Here is an 18,147-nt window from a genome sequence, read left to right on the forward strand (position 1 = left end):
TAACCGGGCCTGCTCACGCTCTGGACACTCATGCATGTGATGCGTACAATGACATCAAAAGTAAGAAAGCAGGGATGATTGATGGAAGAATTGCCAGCTGATGTAGCGGCTTTTGTTGAAACACATTTGGTTGATCGGCGCAATAGTAACGCCGTGAAGTGGGATGGTTTGGCAGGTGAATTTGGCCGCACGGATCTCCTGCCGATGTGGATTGCCGATACCGAATTTAAAGCACCTCAGGCGGTGATTGACGCCTTAACCGCTCGCATTCAAGAAGGAACTTTTGGCTATTCCATTCGGCCACAATCCTACTATGATGCCTTCATTGATTGGGAAAAGACTCGTCATGGCGTGACGGTGCAGCCGGAATGGATGCGTTTTGGTGTCGGTGTGGTTAAATCGCTGTATGCCATGGTCAATTGGCTGACCGAACCCGGCGATCCAGTTTTAATCATGCAGCCTGTCTATTATCCCTTCATGAATGCGATTAAGGATCTTGGTCGCAAAGTGGTCTCGGTTGATCTTCAATTAACTGCTGATGGCTGGCGGATAGATTTTGATCAATTGGATAAAACTCTTGCGACGCAAAACATTAAAGCCATGATTTTTTGCTCGCCACATAATCCGGTCGGTCGAGTTTGGACCCGTGAAGAACTGGAACGGCTTTTTGCGATCACGAGTCACCATGATGTCACGGTGGTATCTGATGAGATTCACGGCGATTTGGAAGTTAGTGGGCCAAAATTCACCTCTGCTTTGCAAGTAGCTGAGGGTCCGGCACGCAGTCGGCTTGTCGTCCTGAATGCACCGTCGAAGACCTTTAATCTTGCGGCTTTACTGAATTCGCATATTATTATTCCGGATGAAAAGTTGCGCACGGCTCATGATGATTTCATCAAACAGTTGCATCCAGTAGATACCAGCCTTTTGGGACAGGTCGCCGGTGAGGCAGCCTATCGTCACGGTGGCGCGTGGTTAGACAAGGTGCTTCAAGTTGTCCGATATAACTACCAACAGTTGCTAACCGGTCTGAAGCAGAGCGCTTCGAAGGCTACAGTTGCGGACTTGCAGGGCACCTATCTTGCCTATGTGGATATTGGTGCCTATGTTGCGCCAGCCAAAATTAAATCATTTGTTGAAGATGTTTGCGGACTGGCAGTTGATTACGGCGCATGGTTCTCCCCCAAAACAGCTACGTATATTCGCTTGAACTTAGCCACCGACCCCAAACTTGTTGCCGAGGCGATTCAGCGTTTAACTGAGCACTTGGCTCAGCCGCAACTTTAATTGAAACAGAACAAAACACCCTGTTAACGCAAGGCATGTTGACTCATTACCAAACATACAAGGTTTGGTGCTGAGACAGCGATGATTGCTGATGGCAGGGTGTTTTTGTGTGAGTAGTCTTAGTTAACAGTCACTAAGGGTGATTGATGATTAAATGATTATCATTCATATTATGATCCTGTACGATTTCTTTAAGATATCGCCGCAGCATTGGTGAGCGTTCCAAAACGGCCCAGCCCGGATCGGCTTTTAATCGCTTGAGTTCAGCTTTATCGGGATGATCATCGCCTGTGAAAAAGCGCCAGTTCAAGACGCCCATCAGTTTTGCCGCAGCATCCAAATCATGCTGATTCGTCACGCCATTATCCATGAGATCCCCATATGCAAGGCCTTCGCCATCTTGGAGAAAGAGTTGCTTCAGATACCGTTGATAATGTAGCAGATCAGGATTTTTTCGTTGCTTGGCGGTTAAGTAAGGTGTGGGATCAGTCGCATGCTTTTGATAGGTGATTCGGTTAGGCGTGAACGTCACCACCCCATAACTGGCAGGGCTGATCGAAAATGCGCCGCTGACAACTTCAATCGTTGGACATTGCCCATCTGGATCGCGGCTGATGTCTTGCGCATGGATGTGTCCGGAAAAAAGCAACGGAACATGGTAAGCTTTCAGCAACGTTTTGAGTTGATCGCTGTTGTCCAAAACAAATCCTTGATTCACCGCTTCATTGTGGGCATATAGATTGTGGTGCATGAAAACAATCGACTTGCGATGGGCCTTTTGACCAGCAGCTAATTGCTGGCGAACCCATTTCATGGTCTGCGGTGTGAGCTTACCACCAGTGTTCGGGGGGCGATTGGAAGGTTCGATCGTATAAATATTGCTGTCCAGCATCAGCAATTGATAATTGCGGTTAAGGTTGACGCGATAGCTCAAACTATTCGGATCCTGCGCAACTGCCTGCTCATAACTGGTATGAAAAATATTGCGCCAATCGCTAGGGCTGATTTGTTCTGTCAGTAGTTGTCGTTTGCCCTTGTAGGCTCGTGCCCAACCATCGTAAATATCATGATTGCCAGGGATGATCAACACCTTCGTACCATTGGCAACAAGTGGTTGTAGGCGGCGCATGATACTTTCGGCACTGGCTTTTTCGCCGTTGAACGTGACATCACCGGTGATGACGAGGGCTGTCGGGCGGGCTTTTAAGGCGTTTTGAACCAAAGCATTGATAGCAACGGGCTGATAGTCCATATCTTTTCCTGCTGCAGAACGTTTGATTTGGGTATAAGCAGTCTTTTCATCATGTAGACTTGGGGCAATAAAGTGGGTATCGCTGAGCACCCAAATGGTTGCCTGTGAACTATTGGTGAGTGGGCGATCACGATCAGGGTGAATTTGCCCCAAGACGATTGCAAAGATCAGCATTAAAAATAACGCTGCTACATATTTGACTGCTTTCATTTTCTGCCTCCGTACCTAGTTTACCATTGATCAAGGTAACACCAGCAGGTCATTTTGAGTGGGTGTCAAAAAATTTTTTTGATGATTAACTTGTTGGTGACTTAAAAACGTTACTGACCGAGAGCGGGATTATGGTAAAATAAAGCCACATTTGACCACGATAGCGTTTAGAGAGAGGACATATACACCTATGCAAGTAATCGTAACGGTTATCGGTACCGACAAAGTTGGGATCATCGCACAAGTAACCACTGCTTTAGCAGATTTAGATGTTAATATTTTGGATGTTTCACAGACTATCATGCAAGGTGCATTTACGATGATGCTGCTAGCTAAAATTCCAGATAATGGCAATTTCAATACGGTAAAAAGTCAATTGGCGACCTTGGGTGATCAAATTGGCGTTGAGATCAAAGTAGCCCGTCAAGAGATTTTTGATGCCATGCATCGGCTTTAATATGCGTTGGATCGGCAATCGTACTTATCAGAGCTAAAGGAGCCAGTGATGGAAACTCAACAAATTAAAGAAACCATTGAAATGATCAGTGAAGAGAATCTGGATATCCGAACGATTACCATGGGGATTTCCTTGTTGGATTGTGTAACTGGTGACCTGCAAACCACAGCCGACAAAGTATATGCCAAAATTATGGCAAAAGCTGCCAATCTGGTGCCGGTAGCTGACGCCATTAGCGACGAATACGGAATTCCAATTGTCAACAAACGTATTAGCGTGACCCCGGTCAGCTTGCTAGCTGGCGCGGATCAAAACCTCGATTTTCGCCCGATTGCCCAAGCGATGGATCGAGCTGCAAAAGATTTAGGTGTGGATTTAATTGGGGGCTATGCCGCTCTCGTTCAAAACGGTAGTACGCCAGCAGAAACTGCATTGATGAAGAGTTTGCCGGAGGTGTTAGACACCACGGAACGCGTTTGTGCGTCCGTGAACATCGGCAGTACACGCAGCGGTTTGAACATGGACGCTGTTAAGTTGATGGGCACGGTCGTCAAAGAGGTTGCCATGCGCAAGCCGCAGAATGCGATGAAACTGGTGGTATTCTGCAATGCTGTTGAAGACAATCCGTTTATGGCAGGTGCTTTTTGGGGGATTTCAGAAGGTGATGTTGCCATCAACACAGGTGTTTCCGGTCCCGGTGTTGTAGAACGGGCGATCGCGGCCAAACCGGCGGCAAGTTTTGAAGAGATCTGTGAAACGATTAAACAAACCGCCTTTAAAGTGTCACGGATGGGCCAATTTGTCGGTAAAGTTGCTGCGGATCGCCTTGATGTACCGTTTAACATTGTTGACCTCAGTTTGGCACCAACACCGGCAAAAGGTGACTCAGTGGCGCAAATTCTGGAAACAATGGGACTCAGTCATGTTGGCACACCAGGCACAACGGCAGCGTTGGCGTTGCTAAACGATGCAGTCAAAAAAGGCGGCATCATGGCGGCTGAACGTGTCGGCGGATTATCAGGTGCCTTCATTCCGGTTTCTGAGGATGCTAATATGATCACCGCAGCGGCCAAGGGTCAAATCAGTCTGGAAAAACTAGAAGCGATGACGGCGGTTTGTTCAGTTGGCTTGGATATGGTTGCGGTGCCTGGCGACACTCCTGACGCCACGATTAGCGGCATGATTGCCGACGAGGCTGCTATCGGAATGATTAACAACAAGACGACGGCAGTCAGAGTGATTCCAGTTCCTGGTAAGCAGGTGGGCGACACCGTTGAATTCGGCGGTATTTTCGGTACTGCGCCGATCATGGCAATTAACGATGGCGATGCGCAGCAGTTTATTAATCGTGGTGGCCGTATCCCAGCCCCGATCCATAGCTTTAAGAACTAACGCGTCTCATTTTTAAACGATCCGACTTAGGCCTTGTTGTTGCTGGTAATTGCCAGTAGCAGCAGGGCTTTTTGGTTGCGGTGCGTAATGTTTTGATGAGGTGAATCGTATGTTTGTAGCCCTAGATAAAAACAATCAACGTGTCACATTGACAAGTCATGCCCAGGCGGCCAATTTAACACACCAAACCTTTCACTGTCCTATTTGCAAGCAGGTCGTTCGCATCAAAAACGGAACCGTAATGCCTGCCCATTTTGCTCACCGAAGTCAACCAATGGGTGAGGGTGAACCAGAGAGTATAGAGCACCTAACTGGCAAATGGTGGTTGGCGTCTTGGCTCAAACAGCATGGCGAACAGGCAACGTTGGAATACTATGATGCAACCATTCGCCAGCGCGCAGATCTTTTGGTTGCAAGTAAACCGCCGAGGGTATTGGAATTTCAAGCAAGCCCGCTAAGCGTGCCAGATCTGCAAAAACGGACAATGATGTATCATGCGCGTGGTTGGCAAGTGACATGGGTATTGGGTCATCGATACTGGCATCCTGAAGGCAAGATACAAGCACGAAAGTTTTTGAGCATCGAAGATCATCGGCTAACTTTGTGGCATTTACAGACAACGGTTGGTGAGTTGGTACGGATTCAGTTTGGAAATGAAGGCCGTTGGCTAACGCGCTTTCAGCATGATGATCCGCCAACTCAAACTTGGCAGGCAGAATCGACTTATCCGCAACGACAAATTCGGCAGATTGCCATCAGTTTACAAAAGCGGGTGCAACCGTGGATGACGCTGCAAGCAGCTGCTTATCAACAGGGCCGCAATTTGAATGGCTCTCCATGGTTCGTTCACAGTCGGCCCCATGTGTTACGGCATTTTGGTGTTCCAGAACTACAACTGCGACTCAAATGGCTGTTGATCTTTGAAGGACAGCCTTTTACCGCGACTGCCAACCGTCAATTTTGGCAAGCGGGCCTGCCGAATATCTGGACGCCTTTGTTGCCAGCTGGCACGCTCGGGAAAATGATGGGTGCCCACTGGCTGCAAGTGTTGCTGGCAGAAGGCTTCGTTGTTCAGGAAGATGGTTGTCGTTATCAGTGGCAGCGTTTGCCTGTTTGGTTTGCCGATCTTGAGCGAAAATTGGCCATGAAAAAAGACTTTGCTTAAGGCAAAGTCTGATGAGGCTGATTGCTTATCACGATTCGCAAGGTGGGAAAATGGGACGGTTTGTGCGCTTATGGAAACGTGTTTGTAGACCCAGAAACCGGCATGTAAGGACGCTGAACACAATGCCTGAAGACCGGTCATCACTTCAGACCACTGATAGGCCGGTTTCTAGCCGAGTCTGTTCACGCTCTAAAAAATTCTAAAGTTGCTCCCCATGTTTTCGGGCCGTTCGGTGAAGAAACCGGCGGGATCTGTTCGGATGAGATCGCAAAGATGTGGGATGAGTGCTGGGTCACCGATTTGTTCGATCAAAACAGCATGGCCGTCATCTACTTTGCGATCGGTGTCAACAATGACAAGGGAAGGCGTTTGAGTGATACCCATTTGGTTAGCAGTTCGTTGATCGGAGTCAAAGCCCATTTTAACTTCGGAACGCTGACGATCTTCATAAAACATTTCTTGATCCAGCTTACATTTGTCGAGCATCTTTGCCACAAAGGCCGCATCATATTGGTATTGAACCAGAGGTGCGTGTTGTTGTAGCCGCAACAAGAGCATCCGTGCTTTTTTGTTGCCTTGATATTGTGCAGCCTTATAATCCAACGCAAGGTTGTAAGCTGCACGGAGCAGCTGGTTGCGTTTAGCAAGATTACCTACGCTCAGTTGCTCACGTTTCATAAATTGTTCCATGATATCTAAATTAAGAACGGGAACGAAGTGGACGCGCACTTCCTGCTGGAATTTATCCAATTGTCTGAGTAATTTCTGTTCAGTGCCCAGACAGACGCTCCCGATTGGATTGAAAAAAAGAAAAATTTCTATCACGTTAACGGCCTCCAATTCGCCAACAACAGATTCTTACATTTACTTTATCAGAAAATGAGCAGGGTACAATTAATCAGCTTGTGAATCGTGCACATGCATGAATGCGCGCTGAACTTTGTTGATAACCGGCCGTTTTTCAATGTTGAATTGGTGCAACAAAGTATCGTAGAAAACTTGAGCTTGTGGCAGGTCATGGTACTCCATTTCCAACTCAAAATCAGAGGTGTTGTCCATGTAAAAAGTCTGATCGAGTGTCAACAAACCTGCTTTAAGATGCGCTACACGGCGGGTCGTTTTTGCTTGGGTTTGCGGATGAACCGCTGCGGGGTCAATTTCACGGGCTGCTAGTGCCGTTGTGACTTGACCGGTTTTAAGTTGACCTTGATCAATCAAGGAGCGGGCTTCAACTGAAGTCAGCGGATCGGTAATTTCTTCCAAATCACGATGTTGATTCTTATTAGGAACTTTTAAGGTTTGTTCCGCACGATCTTTAAACTGACGAATGCGCAAGCCTAGGCCTGCCTTTTTGACGGCGCCAGTCGGTGTATCGTAATAGGTATTCATTTGACTGAAGCCCGGCTCAAAATCAAACTGATTGAGAATCGCTAGAAAATCAGTCTTTGTTAAAGTTGTTTTAAATTCCTGTTCGCGAGAAATTGACATGAACTGCCTCCAAAGACAAAGGGCAACGGTGACGAGACAAAAATATGATAGAATGGTGGTCGTGAGTGACTTGGCTGGCAAGAAAGCTACGGGTTGCCGTACTTCTTAACCAGTCTGGCTGGAATATAGCCGTCGTTTGTCGGCCAAGCCTCACGCAACGTATCATCAGTAGTTTAGTATGGGAGGGCCAGCAATGCAAAGGGACTGGGATAGTTTCTTAATGCCGTATGAACAAGCAGTCGGGGAATTGAAAATTAAATTTCGCGGTATGCGTAAACAATTTCAACAGGCCAATGAACACACACCCATCGAATTTGTGACGGGGCGGGTTAAACCGGTCAGTTCGATTATTGAAAAACAAAGTCGGCGTTTTATCAGTGACGAACTTTTGGAACAGGATATGCAGGACATTGCTGGTCTGCGAATCATGTGTCAGTTTGTTGAAGACATTTATCAAGTCGTGGCACTCCTTCGTCAACGCACAGACATGAACATCGTGGAAGAACGCGATTACGTGACCAACGTGAAGCCTTCTGGTTACCGCAGTTACCATGTGGTGATTGAATATCCAGTGCAACTCATCCATGGTGAAAAAAAGATTTTGGCGGAAGTCCAGATTCGAACCATGTCCATGAACTTCTGGGCAACGATTGAGCACAGCCTGAATTACAAATATAATGGCGAATTTCCGGATACTTTGAAGGCGCGGCTCAAGCGGGCAGCGGAGGCTTCCTTTATGTTGGATAAAGAGATGTCAGATATTCGTGAAGAAATTCAAGAAGCCCAGCATCTGTTTGTTTATGGTAAAGGGCAGCAGCCACATTCGAAAACAAAGGATCACCATGACGATAAAAAGGATGAGTAAGATGCGTGTGACAGTTTTCCATAATAGCATACCTGCCTCAATCACGGCTGCCCAAAAGCTGACGAAGCTTTTGAAGAGCGGTCACTTTGAGCTTGATGAGCGGCATCCCGAGGTGGTCGTTACCATCGGCGGTGATGGTACGCTCCTTTCGGCCTTTCATCGCTATGCGGATCAGTTAAACTCAATTCGCTTCATCGGTGTGCATACAGGCCATTTGGGTTTTTACACAGACTGGCGGGATTTTGAAATTGAAGATTTAGTTATCGCCTTAAAAGAAGACTCTGGACAAAGCGTTAGCTACCCACTTTTGGATGTTCAGGCGACTTATGCTGACGCGACCAGTGCTCATTATCTAGCATTGAATGAGTCAACCTTGAAGCGTTTAAACGGTACTATGCGGACGGAAGTCTATATCAAAGGCGATTTCTTTGAGAGTTTCCGCGGGGATGGTTTGTGTGTGTCGACGCCAACTGGATCCACAGCTTACAGTAAGTCTAACGGCGGTGCTGTGATTCATCCGCGATTGGATGCGTTGCAAATGACCGAAATTGCGTCCATTAATAATCGGGTTTTTCGTACCCTCAGTTCGCCGATTATCACGGCACCAGACGAGTGGGTGACATTGGAGCCGACAGGTCGCGATGATTACGTCATGACTGTGGATCAGTTCGTCATCAATCCACCAACAATCAAACAAATTCGGTATAAAATTGCGAAAGAACGGATTCATTTTGCACGCTACCGGCATATGCATTTTTGGGATCGTGTTGAAGACGCCTTTATCGGAGCCAAACACTGATGCGATTTGAATGGCAGTATGAGGGACCGCCGCTGAAATTGGCGGCTTTTTTAAAACAACAGGGTTTTTCCCGTGCACAGCTTAAGAAACTTCGTTATCAAGGCGGATTTGTTTTTGTCAACAAACGGCAACGGCATACCGCTTATCCGGTGCGCTCGGGGGACAGAATTTTGGTACAGACAGCACCTGAGCACGCGGCAGACAGTGTGGTGCCTTATTCGCATGATTTGGCCATCAGTTACGAGGATGACGATTATCTGATAGTGAATAAACCGGCCGGGGTGGCATCTATTCCAGCGGTTGGGCGCCAAAATAACAGCATGGCGAATATGGTCAAGGCTTATTTAATTAAAACCAAAGCTGAAAGTCAGGCCGTTCATGTGGTGACACGGTTGGATCGCGACACCAGCGGGTTGATGGTCTTTGCCAAGCATGGGTTGGCGCACAGCTTGTTGGATCAGCAATTGCACAGTCAAGACTTTGTCAAACAGTATGTGGCAATTGTGACCGCACAAACACCTTTAGCAACTCATGGTTGGATCGTATTGCCCATTGGCGTCAGTGACGGCTTTTATATGCGTCGTGTTGTAACCGATACTGGCAAAGCTTCTGTCACGGAGTATCGAACACTTGACCAAAATAAGGCTGGGGCCATGATGCTTGTCACGTTGCATACCGGGCGGACTCATCAAATTCGGGTTCATTTTGCCGCGATTGGTCATGCGTTGTATGGTGATGGCTTATACAGTCCTGATACGCACGGCTTTAATCGACAAGCACTTCATTGTGCCCATTTGCGTTTCTGGCAGCCGTTGAAGCATAAACTGATTGATTTACATGCACCACTTCCGGCTGATATGGCAACGTTAGCGGCGAAGTTGAAATTATCGCAGCAAGATTGAGCCGCCGCAAAAGTTTAAACAAGGTATGACAAAAGCCAGTTCCCGAAAATTAGGAACTGGCTTTTAACATACTATGATTCAGGAACATAATTAGCGGCTTCAAGCGAACTAGAAGTTGCCTTTGTGATAACCTGAATCGGCATCAAACTTGAATTGCTTTTTGAGGCCATTGGTTAAATAGATCTTCTTGTCATTGGTAATGAAAATTGCTTGAATATGATCGCTGTTTTTGGCATTCATGTATTGCAGACCGCCTTTTAATCCCTTATCAAAGGCAGCATTGGATAAGGCATCGCCATCAACACTATTTTTCGAGACAATCGTGACTGAGGCCAAGTTGTTGTCATAGGGATAGCCAGTCTGAGGATCGAAAAGATAAATGTATTTATGGCCATTGGAGATTAGGTATTGCTCATAGGTGCCAGCTGTCACAATGGATTCGTTGCTTTCAGGAATCGTACCCACTGCAGTGCCACGCGGCGCGGTCGGGTCTTGAATCCCAACGTGCCAATCGCGATTGGTACCAAGTGGTGAGTGACCCATGACAACGACATTACCGCCAAGATCAATAATCGCTGCTGTGACGCCATCTTTGGCGAGCACGGCCTTCACTTTGTCAGCAACCCAGCCCTTGGCAATCCCGCCAAAATCAAGCCGCATCCCTTTTTTGGTCAGATAGGCGGTATTATTTTTGGTATCGAGTTTGACATCGCGCCAGTTGACCAGTGGCAAGGCCTTGTCGATCTCACTTTGTGCCGGGACGCGCGCGCCAGGCAGGCCAATTTGCCACAGATTGGTGACGGCTCCAATGGCCATGTCGAAACTGCCATTGGAGTTTTTTGAAAAGTAGTAGGCTTTTTCAAGTAAGGGCATAAAATCTTTAGGCACTTTGACCGGCTTGATTCCGGCATTATCGTTGATCTTATCCAAAACCGAACCGCCGCGGGTTAAAGTTGCCTCGGCGTCGACGTGATGAATCATGGCAAATCCGTCTTTTAAGGCGGATTTTTTACCTTTATCATAAATTGTCAAAGTACAAGTGGTGCCCATGACAAATTCATTTTGTGTGTATGGGGTTTTCAAGTAAGTTGGACTGGCTGTTTTTTGACAGCCGGACAAAGTTAGAAAACCAATAAAAGCAAGTAAACCGATGACGAATTTTCGCATGTTACATAACCCTCATTTCATCTTTCCCTTTGAATATCATACCGCGCGTTATGGAAAAAGAAAGCCCTGGTTGTCGCTCGTCAAGCGTATGGCAGCAAAAAAGGCTAGTTATCCAGGCGGTTGCCCGCATAACTAGCCTTTCCGTGGCGTGGTTCATTAGAACGCGATTAGTTTTGTACCATGTAAAGCTTTCACACCTAATGTCTCACCGATTGAAGCAGCGTTTTGACTGGTGATCCCGCCGCCTGGCAAGATGCTGATTTTATCACCTGCATAGTTGATGATGGCTTGCAGGCGTGGCAAAGTGTCGGTGATGGGGGTGGTCAAAGGACCGCCGTGGGTCAAGATACGCTCGACATCATGATCGGCCAACCAATCAATTGCGGCAAACTGCTTGGTTTCTGGGATGGCATCGAAAGCCATATGGAAAACAACGGTCATGCCAGCACTGGCAGCAATGAGGCTGGTCATCGCGTCTTCATCAATTGCGCCATCTGGTGTCAAAGCACCAAAGGCAACGCCATCCACGCCAAGCGCCTGTGCCTCAAAAAGATCAGCTTCCATGATTTTTAATTCAATATCGTTATAAACAAAGTTACCGCCACGTGGACGAATCATGGTGATGAGGCTACGGCCATGTTCATGAACATATTTTGTACTCTCTGCCATAACGCCCTTAGACACAGTTGTGCCACCAACCGCTAAATTGTCATTGAGCTCAATCCGATCAGCCCCGGCCGCGATTGCTTTAGGAATCGATGTATAATTTTCAACTGCAATTTCTTTTAACATGACGGACCTCCATTTACTAGCTTAGATAAACATGACCAATAAGACAATCGCACCTAAAGCGATTCGGTACCAGCCAAACGGTTTGAAGTCATGCGTTTGAACAAATTTCAACAGCCACTTGATGGCAACGATGGCGACGAGGAAAGAAACAATGGAACCTGTCATCAAAACAGCCCATTGTTCACCAGAGAAGCCGTTGCCTTGCCACAGGTATTTGCCGATTTTAAGAATCGACACGCCAACCATGGTCGGTATTGCCAGAAAGAAGGAAAATTCGGTAGCAACGTAGCGAGAAGTCCCGATTAGTAAGGCGCCTAGAATTGTGGCGCCAGATCGTGATGTACCAGGGACGATTGACAAGACTTGGAAAAGACCAATCAGTAAGGCGGTTTGATAAGTGATGTCTGCCAGAGAGGTGATATGCGCGTTTTTATTCTTGAGGTAGTTTTCTAGAATAATGAACAGCACCCCATAAATGATCAGGGTTGTTGCGACTACGAGTGGTGTATGTAAATGTTCATCCATCCAGTTGTTAAGCGGGAGGCCAACAACGACTGACGGCAGAACTGCAATGATAACTTTTGCCCACAGTTGCCAAGTTGCGTTGCGGGCTTTGGCTGTCGGCTTGGAAAAGGGATTCAGCTTATTGAAATAAAGCAATATGACGGCGAGAATAGCGCCAAACTGAATCACGTACTCGAACATATTAATGAAATCCTGACTCTGCGATAATTTAATGACGTGGTTTACCAGATCAATATGGCCGGTTGAACTAATCGGCAGAAACTCCGTTAACCCTTCAACGATACCGATGATCACGGCCTTGATAATGTCAAACATAATAACCCTCCAATTCTCAATGTTAACAGTATACAAGGTTTTGCAAGGCTTGCCACGTTCAACTCGGAATTTATAGTCATCTTACGTAATTCAGCAACTTTTTTGGGAGGCAAAAAAAGCCCAGCCACCAAGCAAAACAGGTCTTGGGGGCTGAGCCAATAAAAAGTTGTATCGATAGTTAAACATAAGACAGACGGTTTAACTTACTTAGCCGATAAAAATAAAACGTTAACGGCTTCTGGCGTCGGAATATCACGTTGAATTTCGGTCAAGAGTCCCGTTTTGGCATCGCGACTATAGAGTGTGCCATTACTAGTGTTTTGGTTGACCACGAGAATAAAGTGTTCAGTGAGATCGAAATTGAAATCACGAGGAAAATCGCCTGCCGTACTGATTTGTTGCAATTCTGACAGATTTCGGCCATCCGGACTGACGGCAAAAACGGTGATACTATTATGACCGCGGTTGGATACATAAAGGAAGCGTTGATCACTGCTCAGTCGAATCGCAGCAGCACCATTGTGATCGGTGTAATCTTCCGGAATGGTCGGCAACGTTGCAATGAGTTTGAATTGACCAGTTGCCGCATCATAATTTAGGATGCTAACCTGACTTGAAAGCTCACCTAGTAAATAGGCAATCGGGTTGTTGTGGTTAAAAGCCAAGTGGCGAGGGCCAAAGCCAGGTTCGGTGTGAAAAATAACCGGATCGCTGAGTTTGCCGGCATCGTTGACAGCATAGGTTGTTAAGGTATCATTACCCAGATCAACGACCGCTATTCGCTGAAAGTCAGGGGTGACAGCAGCAAAATGAACATGGGCACTATCTTGTTCCGGTCGCGGACCGTTACCGGTATGCTTCACTTCATCCGTTAAAGCCAAACCATGATCATTTTTAATGCGATAGACATTGATTCGGCCTTCGTGGTAATTGCTGGCATAAACCAGCTGACGATTCGCATCAATCGAGATATGCGCGGGGGATGAACCTGCCTGCAGTACCTTGTTAATCAAGCGCGGTGGATCAACATTTAGGTCATAAGCCGCGACACCGCCTTGATCACCTTCTGCGTCTACCGCATATAAAATATTGTCATCAGATACGGCTAAGTAGGTTGGTGAACCCAAATCAGTAATGAATGGGGCAGGGGTCGGCAAATGCGCTTCGTCATTATCAAATGTACCGGCATAGACGCCTGCACCGCCGTGACGCGTATAACCGCCTAACAAGAGTCTTTGCTTCATGTTCAAGTTGCTCCTTTCGAATTTGATTTGAGTATAGCATGTTTGGCTGATGCTTATGCTATGATATAAAGCGTGAGTCAACGTTTAATGAAAATAGCTGGCCAATAAGGCTATCATTAAAGGAATTTTCAGACCTTTAATCAAACGATTTGCCACAGCCCATAACTCAGCGCCATCATGGGCCTTAACGAGATCGCATTATGTTGGCAGCGAAGCTCAGATAACAAACACTTATGATATTAAAAATGACAGGCAAACGGAGGCACGACCATGCAATTGACAGCAACAGTAACAGCTATTGGTAAGGATGCATTGAGTTCCAAGGATCCGATGATTATTCTCTTTGGACCGCAAGCAACAGACGCACTACGCGACGTCGCGGTGATCCAGCAGTTCGCTGATAAGTCAGCTTTGGAAAAACTGGTTATCAAGGCGGGCGACCAATTAACAATCGATGATGAGACGTTTGAGATGACTTATGTCGGTCAACTTGCTAACAGTAACCTGAAGGCGATTGGGCACGTTACCCTGTTGTTCCAAGCTGTACCAGCAGACAAGCCGATGCAAAACGCAATTTATTTAAAACCGACCCATCGACCAACATTTAAGGTTGGGACGACACTAACTTACATCACGCAAGCCAATTAAGTGTGACAACGAGTTCTTGGATCAGTTATGCGCCAGTTTCTAACCGCTTCTGCTTACGGTCAACAAAAAAAGAAGATTTCAGGCGATCTATCAGCCTGAAATCTTCTTTTTTTACCATGATGCCTTACGAACACCTGGAATTTGACCCTTATGCGCTAGATCACGGAAATTCAAACGAGACATTTTGAATTTGCGCATGTACGCATGCGGCCGACCATCAAGTTCATCGCGACTGTGCGCGCGAACGGGTGAGGCATTCCGCGGTAAAGCTTGCAAGGCAGCGTAATTATGCTCAGCTTTGTACTTGGCACGCAACGGGGCATATTTAGCAATCGTTGCTTCGATCTTCTTTTCCTTGGCAATCTTTGACTTTTTAGCCATGTATGCAATCACTCCTTATTTGTGGTTTGTATTTAACGTTTTTTAACGACGTGTCTGTTCGAACAGTTCAACCCACATAGCATAGCACAGCCTTAAGCCGCTCGCAACACTTACAAAAAATAAGCGTTTAATATTGATCGCCATTGAAAATCGAGTTTTTAACAATGACATAATCGACCTTGGTCAAGGACTCGAGATCGCGGCCACCGGCGTAGGAGACAGCTGACTGCAAGTCTTCTTGCATTTCCTTTAACGTGTCACCAATCTTGCCTTTGACAGGTAACAAGATCTTTTTGCCTTCAACGTTGTGGTGGGTGCCCTTTTGATACTCGGACGCTGAACCGTAATATTCCTGATATTCCTTGCCGTCAATGTTGACGTGTTTGCCAGGTGTTTCTTCATGGCCAGCAAAAAGGGAACCAATCATGCACATGGTGGCGCCAAAGCGGATTGACTTGGCGATGTCACCATTATTGCGAATGCCGCCATCAGCAATGATGGGTTTACGGGCTGCTTTGGCGCACCAACGAACAGCAGCTAATTGCCAGCCGCCCGTACCAAAACCGGTTTTTAATTTGGTGATGCAGACCTTGCCAGGACCGATGCCGACTTTGGTAGCATCGGCACCAGCGTTTTCAAGTTCCCGGACAGCTTCTGGGGTGCCGACATTACCGGCAATCACAAAGGCATTTGGCAAATAATGTTTGATATGTTGAATCATGTCAATGACCACCTGAGCATAACCGTGGGCAATATCAATGGTGATATAGTCAGGAGTCAGCTCATTAGCAGCCAGCGCTTCGATAAAATCGAACTCGTCATCCTTGACGCCGACACTGATTGAAGCGATTAAGCCGCGCTTTTTCATATCGCGAACAAAATCCATCCGGCGTTCCGGCTGGAAGCGATGCATAATATAGAAGTAATCGTGCTCTGCCAACCAGATCGCCAAAGGTTCATCGATGATGGTTTGCATATTAGCGGGAACGACTGGAATCTTGAAAGTATGCGGGCCAAATTTCACGCTGGTATCAACCTCTTTACGTGATTGCACCACACACTTGTTAGGAATCATTTGAATGTCTTCGTAATCAAAAATCTGCATGCCGTTGTTCATCGGATTCATCCTTTCGCAAAAGCCGAACATTGTTAAGCATTATTGGTGTTATTCAAAACACCAAGTGCTAAGATACGCGAAAGTTTTGTAAAAGTCAATCAAAAGTACATATATTCTTTTTTAATGTTCGTGTTTTGCAAAATTAAAAGAAAAGCCGGTTGCCCGGCTTAGAAAAACGACAGTGGTAATTGATGCGGCAAACGAGGATGTAACACGTCACAGAAGGCTCAGAAAAACTTGTTGCGCCAAAATTGAAAGGCAAGTACCACCGCAATGGCAACGGAAATGGCAATGGTGATAATCCAGCTCACCTTCATATCAGCCAAAGGGAGATGAACATTCATCCCGTAAAACGAGAAGACCAAAGTGGGAATGGTTAACAAAATTGAATAAGAAGTTAGGAACTTCATGACGCCGTTCATGTTATTGTTAATAATTGACGAGTAGGTGTCTGCCGTTTCGTTAATAATAGAATTGCTAATTTGTGCCATTTCGATGGCTTGTTGATTTTCGATGATGGTGTCTTCCAGAAAGTCTTGGTCGTCTTCATCCAAACCAAGAGGATTGCTGCGTTTTAATTGTTCGAGGACGTTGCGGTCGGTCCGCAAACTCATCATAAAATAAACCAGTGACCGTTGAATGCCCATCAAGCCGTAGAGTTCTTCGTTGCGGAGGCTGCGTTGCAGTTTGTTTTCATTGGCTTCACGTGCCTTGTTTAGATCACGTAGGTAGGTTAGGTAACTGATTGAAATCTGGTAAAGGAACTGCAGCACGGACCGATTTTGTCGGCGAGGGTCGAAGTTACTGACTTTACCTTCTGCAAAAAGACTGAGGAGTGGAATCGGCTCGCCGTTGATGGTGATCACCGCGGTATTAGTGATGATGATCGCTAGCGGAGCCGTTTCGTACACCACCTTTTTACGTGCGTCCCGTGTGACGATGGGCATGTCGAAAATAAACAGATGGCTATCATTATCTTCGTCGTATTCGTAACGGGCGCCTTCATCGGGATCAAGGCCGTACAAAAGGAAAGCTTCTGAGAGCTTAGCTTTGTCCTGTAGTTGCTGACGTTCCGCAGGAGTAGGATCAACCACATTGATCCAGACCCCCGGACTGATGCGGGATTGCTGGTTCAGTTGACCGGTTTTGTCATCAAATCGATAAATTGCAAGCATAGCGGGCTCCTTGGCTTTTTCTTTTAGTTTACAACAAGCAACAGCAGGATGCAGGAGGGAAACACATGCGTAAGCGTGAAACAAAAATTCATTTGGCCGCAGCACAAGCACCGCTTTTTGCTTGTCCAGTCTGTGGCCAACCATTACAGGTGACAGCGGGATCGTTGGTTTGTGTCAACGGACATGTACGCGATTTCAGCCACAAAGGGACGCTGAACTTCCTGAATCAGCAAGTAGCCACCGAATACACGACGCCGATGTTAGCCGCACGGCGGCGAATGTTGAACGCTGGTTTGTTCACCCCATTTTTGGCAGCTATGGCAGCCAAACTTCCGAAACATCAACGACTGTTAGATGTCGGCTGCGGGGAAGGCACGCCGACTGCGTATTTGGCCGAGGCGGGTCAACAAACTGCCGTGGGTTTTGATATCTCATCACCGGCGATCAATCTAGCAGGCGGCTTAGCGGCACCAGTTCTGTTTGCGGTTGCGGATCTGGCCCACCTGCCTTTCGTTAACGATGCATTTGATACCGTGACCGACATCTTTTCGCCAGGTAATTATCGTGAATTCAGACGTGTGCTGCGTCCTGATGGTCAGCTATTGAAAATTATTCCGCGGGCGGGTTATCTTCGAGAAATCCGGGAAGGCTTATACTCCGGGACGGCTAAGGCTGTGTATAACAATGAGCCTGTCTTAAAAAGGTTCTTAGCAGCTTTCCCTGATGCGAGTCAGGAGACAATCACCTACGATTTTCCGTTAGCGCCAACTCAATTTGGTGATTTAATGGCCATGACCCCGTTAACGTGGCAGGCGCCCGCCGATCAACGCGACCAAATGCTTGCTGCACCGCCGATTAGTATCCATATTGATGTTGATTTGCTCACTGTGTCGCATCTTGTCAAGTAAAAGGGTTGTAAACATCGATGGCTGGTGTTAATATTCCTTTAAGCTATTTATTTTTAAC

Annotated in this window: 19 protein-coding genes; 9 read left to right on the forward strand and 10 right to left on the reverse strand. The window is 46.7% G+C overall.

Translation table 11 applies throughout. The annotated features are described in order from the left end of the window. Positions 1-81: 81 nt before the first annotated feature. The gene (locus tag AC07KQ_RS04410; protein WP_274991046.1) at positions 82-1,287 is read left to right on the forward strand and encodes a MalY/PatB family protein; all 1,206 of its coding nucleotides are present in this window, start codon (positions 82-84) and stop codon (positions 1,285-1,287) included. A gap of 133 nt (positions 1,288-1,420) precedes the next feature. On the opposite strand, the gene AC07KQ_RS04415 is transcribed toward AC07KQ_RS04410, so the two are convergent. Further along, a complete protein-coding gene (locus AC07KQ_RS04415) occupies positions 1,421-2,749 on the reverse strand; it encodes a metallophosphoesterase (RefSeq protein ID WP_003564139.1) in 1,329 nt (442 codons plus the stop codon). Positions 2,750-2,939: 190 nt separating this feature from the next. On the opposite strand from AC07KQ_RS04415, the gene AC07KQ_RS04420 reads away from it, so the two are divergent. The 3 genes from AC07KQ_RS04420 to AC07KQ_RS04430 all read left to right on the forward strand — a co-directional run bounded on the left by AC07KQ_RS04420 (position 2,940) and on the right by AC07KQ_RS04430 (position 5,763). After that, on the forward strand, positions 2,940-3,206 hold the full coding sequence (locus AC07KQ_RS04420; protein ID WP_003564140.1) for an ACT domain-containing protein: 267 nt from the start codon (positions 2,940-2,942) through the stop codon (positions 3,204-3,206). Positions 3,207-3,254: 48 nt separating this feature from the next. Beyond that, positions 3,255-4,598, forward strand: a complete 1,344-nt coding sequence (locus AC07KQ_RS04425; protein WP_013245553.1) for a PFL family protein — start codon at positions 3,255-3,257, stop codon at positions 4,596-4,598. A 109-nt stretch (positions 4,599-4,707) separates the two neighbouring features. Beyond that, positions 4,708-5,763: a competence protein CoiA gene (locus AC07KQ_RS04430; protein ID WP_274991045.1), complete on the forward strand. Its 1,056-nt coding sequence runs from the start codon at positions 4,708-4,710 to the stop codon at positions 5,761-5,763. Between the two features lie 189 nt (positions 5,764-5,952). Here the strand turns inward: AC07KQ_RS04430 and AC07KQ_RS04435 are convergent, their stop codons facing one another. Next, positions 5,953-6,588, reverse strand: coding sequence for a DsbA family protein (locus AC07KQ_RS04435; protein WP_003564143.1), 636 nt, complete (start codon positions 6,586-6,588; stop codon positions 5,953-5,955). Between the two features lie 69 nt (positions 6,589-6,657). Continuing rightward, entirely contained in the window at positions 6,658-7,251 is a 594-nt protein-coding gene (locus AC07KQ_RS04440; protein ID WP_003564144.1) for a CYTH domain-containing protein, read from the reverse strand. A gap of 193 nt (positions 7,252-7,444) precedes the next feature. Between AC07KQ_RS04440 and yjbM the strand changes: the two genes are divergently transcribed. The 3 genes from yjbM to AC07KQ_RS04455 are packed head-to-tail and all read left to right on the forward strand — an operon-like array spanning position 7,445 to position 9,817. Then, complete coding sequence (gene yjbM, locus AC07KQ_RS04445; protein ID WP_003564145.1) at positions 7,445-8,116, forward strand: GTP diphosphokinase; 672 nt, start codon at positions 7,445-7,447, stop codon at positions 8,114-8,116. Between the two features lies 1 nt (position 8,117). Beyond that, on the forward strand, positions 8,118-8,915 hold the full coding sequence (locus AC07KQ_RS04450; RefSeq protein WP_003564146.1) for an NAD kinase: 798 nt from the start codon (positions 8,118-8,120) through the stop codon (positions 8,913-8,915). Continuing rightward, positions 8,915-9,817: an RluA family pseudouridine synthase gene (locus tag AC07KQ_RS04455; protein ID WP_012491275.1), complete on the forward strand. Its 903-nt coding sequence runs from the start codon at positions 8,915-8,917 to the stop codon at positions 9,815-9,817. Before AC07KQ_RS04450 ends, AC07KQ_RS04455 begins: the two co-directional genes overlap by 1 nt. A gap of 108 nt (positions 9,818-9,925) precedes the next feature. On the opposite strand, the gene AC07KQ_RS04460 is transcribed toward AC07KQ_RS04455, so the two are convergent. From AC07KQ_RS04460 to AC07KQ_RS04475, 4 genes are all read right to left on the reverse strand, one after another. Further along, the gene (locus tag AC07KQ_RS04460; RefSeq protein ID WP_003569478.1) at positions 9,926-10,984 is read right to left on the reverse strand and encodes an FAD:protein FMN transferase; all 1,059 of its coding nucleotides are present in this window, start codon (positions 10,982-10,984) and stop codon (positions 9,926-9,928) included. Between the two features lie 156 nt (positions 10,985-11,140). Continuing rightward, complete coding sequence (locus AC07KQ_RS04465) at positions 11,141-11,776, reverse strand: copper homeostasis protein CutC (RefSeq protein WP_013245555.1); 636 nt, start codon at positions 11,774-11,776, stop codon at positions 11,141-11,143. Between the two features lie 21 nt (positions 11,777-11,797). After that, positions 11,798-12,616, reverse strand: coding sequence for an undecaprenyl-diphosphate phosphatase (locus AC07KQ_RS04470; RefSeq protein ID WP_013245556.1), 819 nt, complete (start codon positions 12,614-12,616; stop codon positions 11,798-11,800). Positions 12,617-12,819: 203 nt separating this feature from the next. Further along, positions 12,820-13,860 carry a lactonase family protein gene (locus tag AC07KQ_RS04475; RefSeq protein WP_013245557.1) on the reverse strand — a complete coding sequence of 347 codons (1,041 nt, stop codon included), beginning with the start codon at positions 13,858-13,860 and terminating at the stop codon, positions 12,820-12,822. Positions 13,861-14,130: 270 nt separating this feature from the next. Here AC07KQ_RS04475 and AC07KQ_RS04480 point away from each other — a divergent pair, with 270 nt between their 5' ends. Beyond that, on the forward strand, positions 14,131-14,508 hold the full coding sequence (locus tag AC07KQ_RS04480; RefSeq protein ID WP_003564152.1) for a PTS glucitol/sorbitol transporter subunit IIA: 378 nt from the start codon (positions 14,131-14,133) through the stop codon (positions 14,506-14,508). Between the two features lie 111 nt (positions 14,509-14,619). On the opposite strand, the gene rpsN is transcribed toward AC07KQ_RS04480, so the two are convergent. The 3 genes from rpsN to AC07KQ_RS04495 all read right to left on the reverse strand — a co-directional run bounded on the left by rpsN (position 14,620) and on the right by AC07KQ_RS04495 (position 17,181). Further along, positions 14,620-14,889: a 30S ribosomal protein S14 gene (gene rpsN / locus AC07KQ_RS04485; RefSeq protein WP_003564153.1), complete on the reverse strand. Its 270-nt coding sequence runs from the start codon at positions 14,887-14,889 to the stop codon at positions 14,620-14,622. A 127-nt stretch (positions 14,890-15,016) separates the two neighbouring features. After that, positions 15,017-15,994, reverse strand: coding sequence for a GMP reductase (locus AC07KQ_RS04490; protein ID WP_032674946.1), 978 nt, complete (start codon positions 15,992-15,994; stop codon positions 15,017-15,019). Between the two features lie 239 nt (positions 15,995-16,233). Then, the gene (locus tag AC07KQ_RS04495; RefSeq protein WP_003564155.1) at positions 16,234-17,181 is read right to left on the reverse strand and encodes a magnesium transporter CorA family protein; all 948 of its coding nucleotides are present in this window, start codon (positions 17,179-17,181) and stop codon (positions 16,234-16,236) included. 65 nt (positions 17,182-17,246) lie between these two features. Here AC07KQ_RS04495 and AC07KQ_RS04500 point away from each other — a divergent pair, with 65 nt between their 5' ends. Further along, the gene (locus tag AC07KQ_RS04500; protein WP_003569501.1) at positions 17,247-18,089 is read left to right on the forward strand and encodes a methyltransferase domain-containing protein; all 843 of its coding nucleotides are present in this window, start codon (positions 17,247-17,249) and stop codon (positions 18,087-18,089) included. The last annotated feature ends 58 nt before the right edge of the window (positions 18,090-18,147 follow it).

The sequence above is a fragment of the Lacticaseibacillus sp. YLM2-1 genome, from assembly GCF_056583465.1.

What these genes read in the sequence shown, in the direction of transcription:
- AC07KQ_RS04410 (WP_274991046.1), top strand. Translation starts at nt 82, where the DNA reads ATGGAAGAATTGCCAGCTGATGTAGCGGCTTTTGTTGAAACACATTTG.
- AC07KQ_RS04415 (WP_003564139.1), bottom strand. Translation starts at nt 2,749, where the DNA reads ATGAAAGCAGTCAAATATGTAGCAGCGTTATTTTTAATGCTGATCTTT.
- AC07KQ_RS04420 (WP_003564140.1), top strand. Translation starts at nt 2,940, where the DNA reads ATGCAAGTAATCGTAACGGTTATCGGTACCGACAAAGTTGGGATCATC.
- AC07KQ_RS04425 (WP_013245553.1), top strand. Translation starts at nt 3,255, where the DNA reads ATGGAAACTCAACAAATTAAAGAAACCATTGAAATGATCAGTGAAGAG.
- AC07KQ_RS04430 (WP_274991045.1), top strand. Translation starts at nt 4,708, where the DNA reads ATGTTTGTAGCCCTAGATAAAAACAATCAACGTGTCACATTGACAAGT.
- AC07KQ_RS04440 (WP_003564144.1), bottom strand. Translation starts at nt 7,251, where the DNA reads ATGTCAATTTCTCGCGAACAGGAATTTAAAACAACTTTAACAAAGACT.
- yjbM (WP_003564145.1), top strand. Translation starts at nt 7,445, where the DNA reads ATGCAAAGGGACTGGGATAGTTTCTTAATGCCGTATGAACAAGCAGTC.
- AC07KQ_RS04450 (WP_003564146.1), top strand. Translation starts at nt 8,118, where the DNA reads ATGCGTGTGACAGTTTTCCATAATAGCATACCTGCCTCAATCACGGCT.
- AC07KQ_RS04455 (WP_012491275.1), top strand. Translation starts at nt 8,915, where the DNA reads ATGCGATTTGAATGGCAGTATGAGGGACCGCCGCTGAAATTGGCGGCT.
- AC07KQ_RS04460 (WP_003569478.1), bottom strand. Translation starts at nt 10,984, where the DNA reads ATGCGAAAATTCGTCATCGGTTTACTTGCTTTTATTGGTTTTCTAACT.
- AC07KQ_RS04465 (WP_013245555.1), bottom strand. Translation starts at nt 11,776, where the DNA reads ATGTTAAAAGAAATTGCAGTTGAAAATTATACATCGATTCCTAAAGCA.
- AC07KQ_RS04470 (WP_013245556.1), bottom strand. Translation starts at nt 12,616, where the DNA reads ATGTTTGACATTATCAAGGCCGTGATCATCGGTATCGTTGAAGGGTTA.
- AC07KQ_RS04475 (WP_013245557.1), bottom strand. Translation starts at nt 13,860, where the DNA reads ATGAAGCAAAGACTCTTGTTAGGCGGTTATACGCGTCACGGCGGTGCA.
- AC07KQ_RS04480 (WP_003564152.1), top strand. Translation starts at nt 14,131, where the DNA reads ATGCAATTGACAGCAACAGTAACAGCTATTGGTAAGGATGCATTGAGT.
- rpsN (WP_003564153.1), bottom strand. Translation starts at nt 14,889, where the DNA reads ATGGCTAAAAAGTCAAAGATTGCCAAGGAAAAGAAGATCGAAGCAACG.
- AC07KQ_RS04490 (WP_032674946.1), bottom strand. Translation starts at nt 15,994, where the DNA reads ATGCAGATTTTTGATTACGAAGACATTCAAATGATTCCTAACAAGTGT.
- AC07KQ_RS04495 (WP_003564155.1), bottom strand. Translation starts at nt 17,181, where the DNA reads ATGCTTGCAATTTATCGATTTGATGACAAAACCGGTCAACTGAACCAG.
- AC07KQ_RS04500 (WP_003569501.1), top strand. Translation starts at nt 17,247, where the DNA reads ATGCGTAAGCGTGAAACAAAAATTCATTTGGCCGCAGCACAAGCACCG.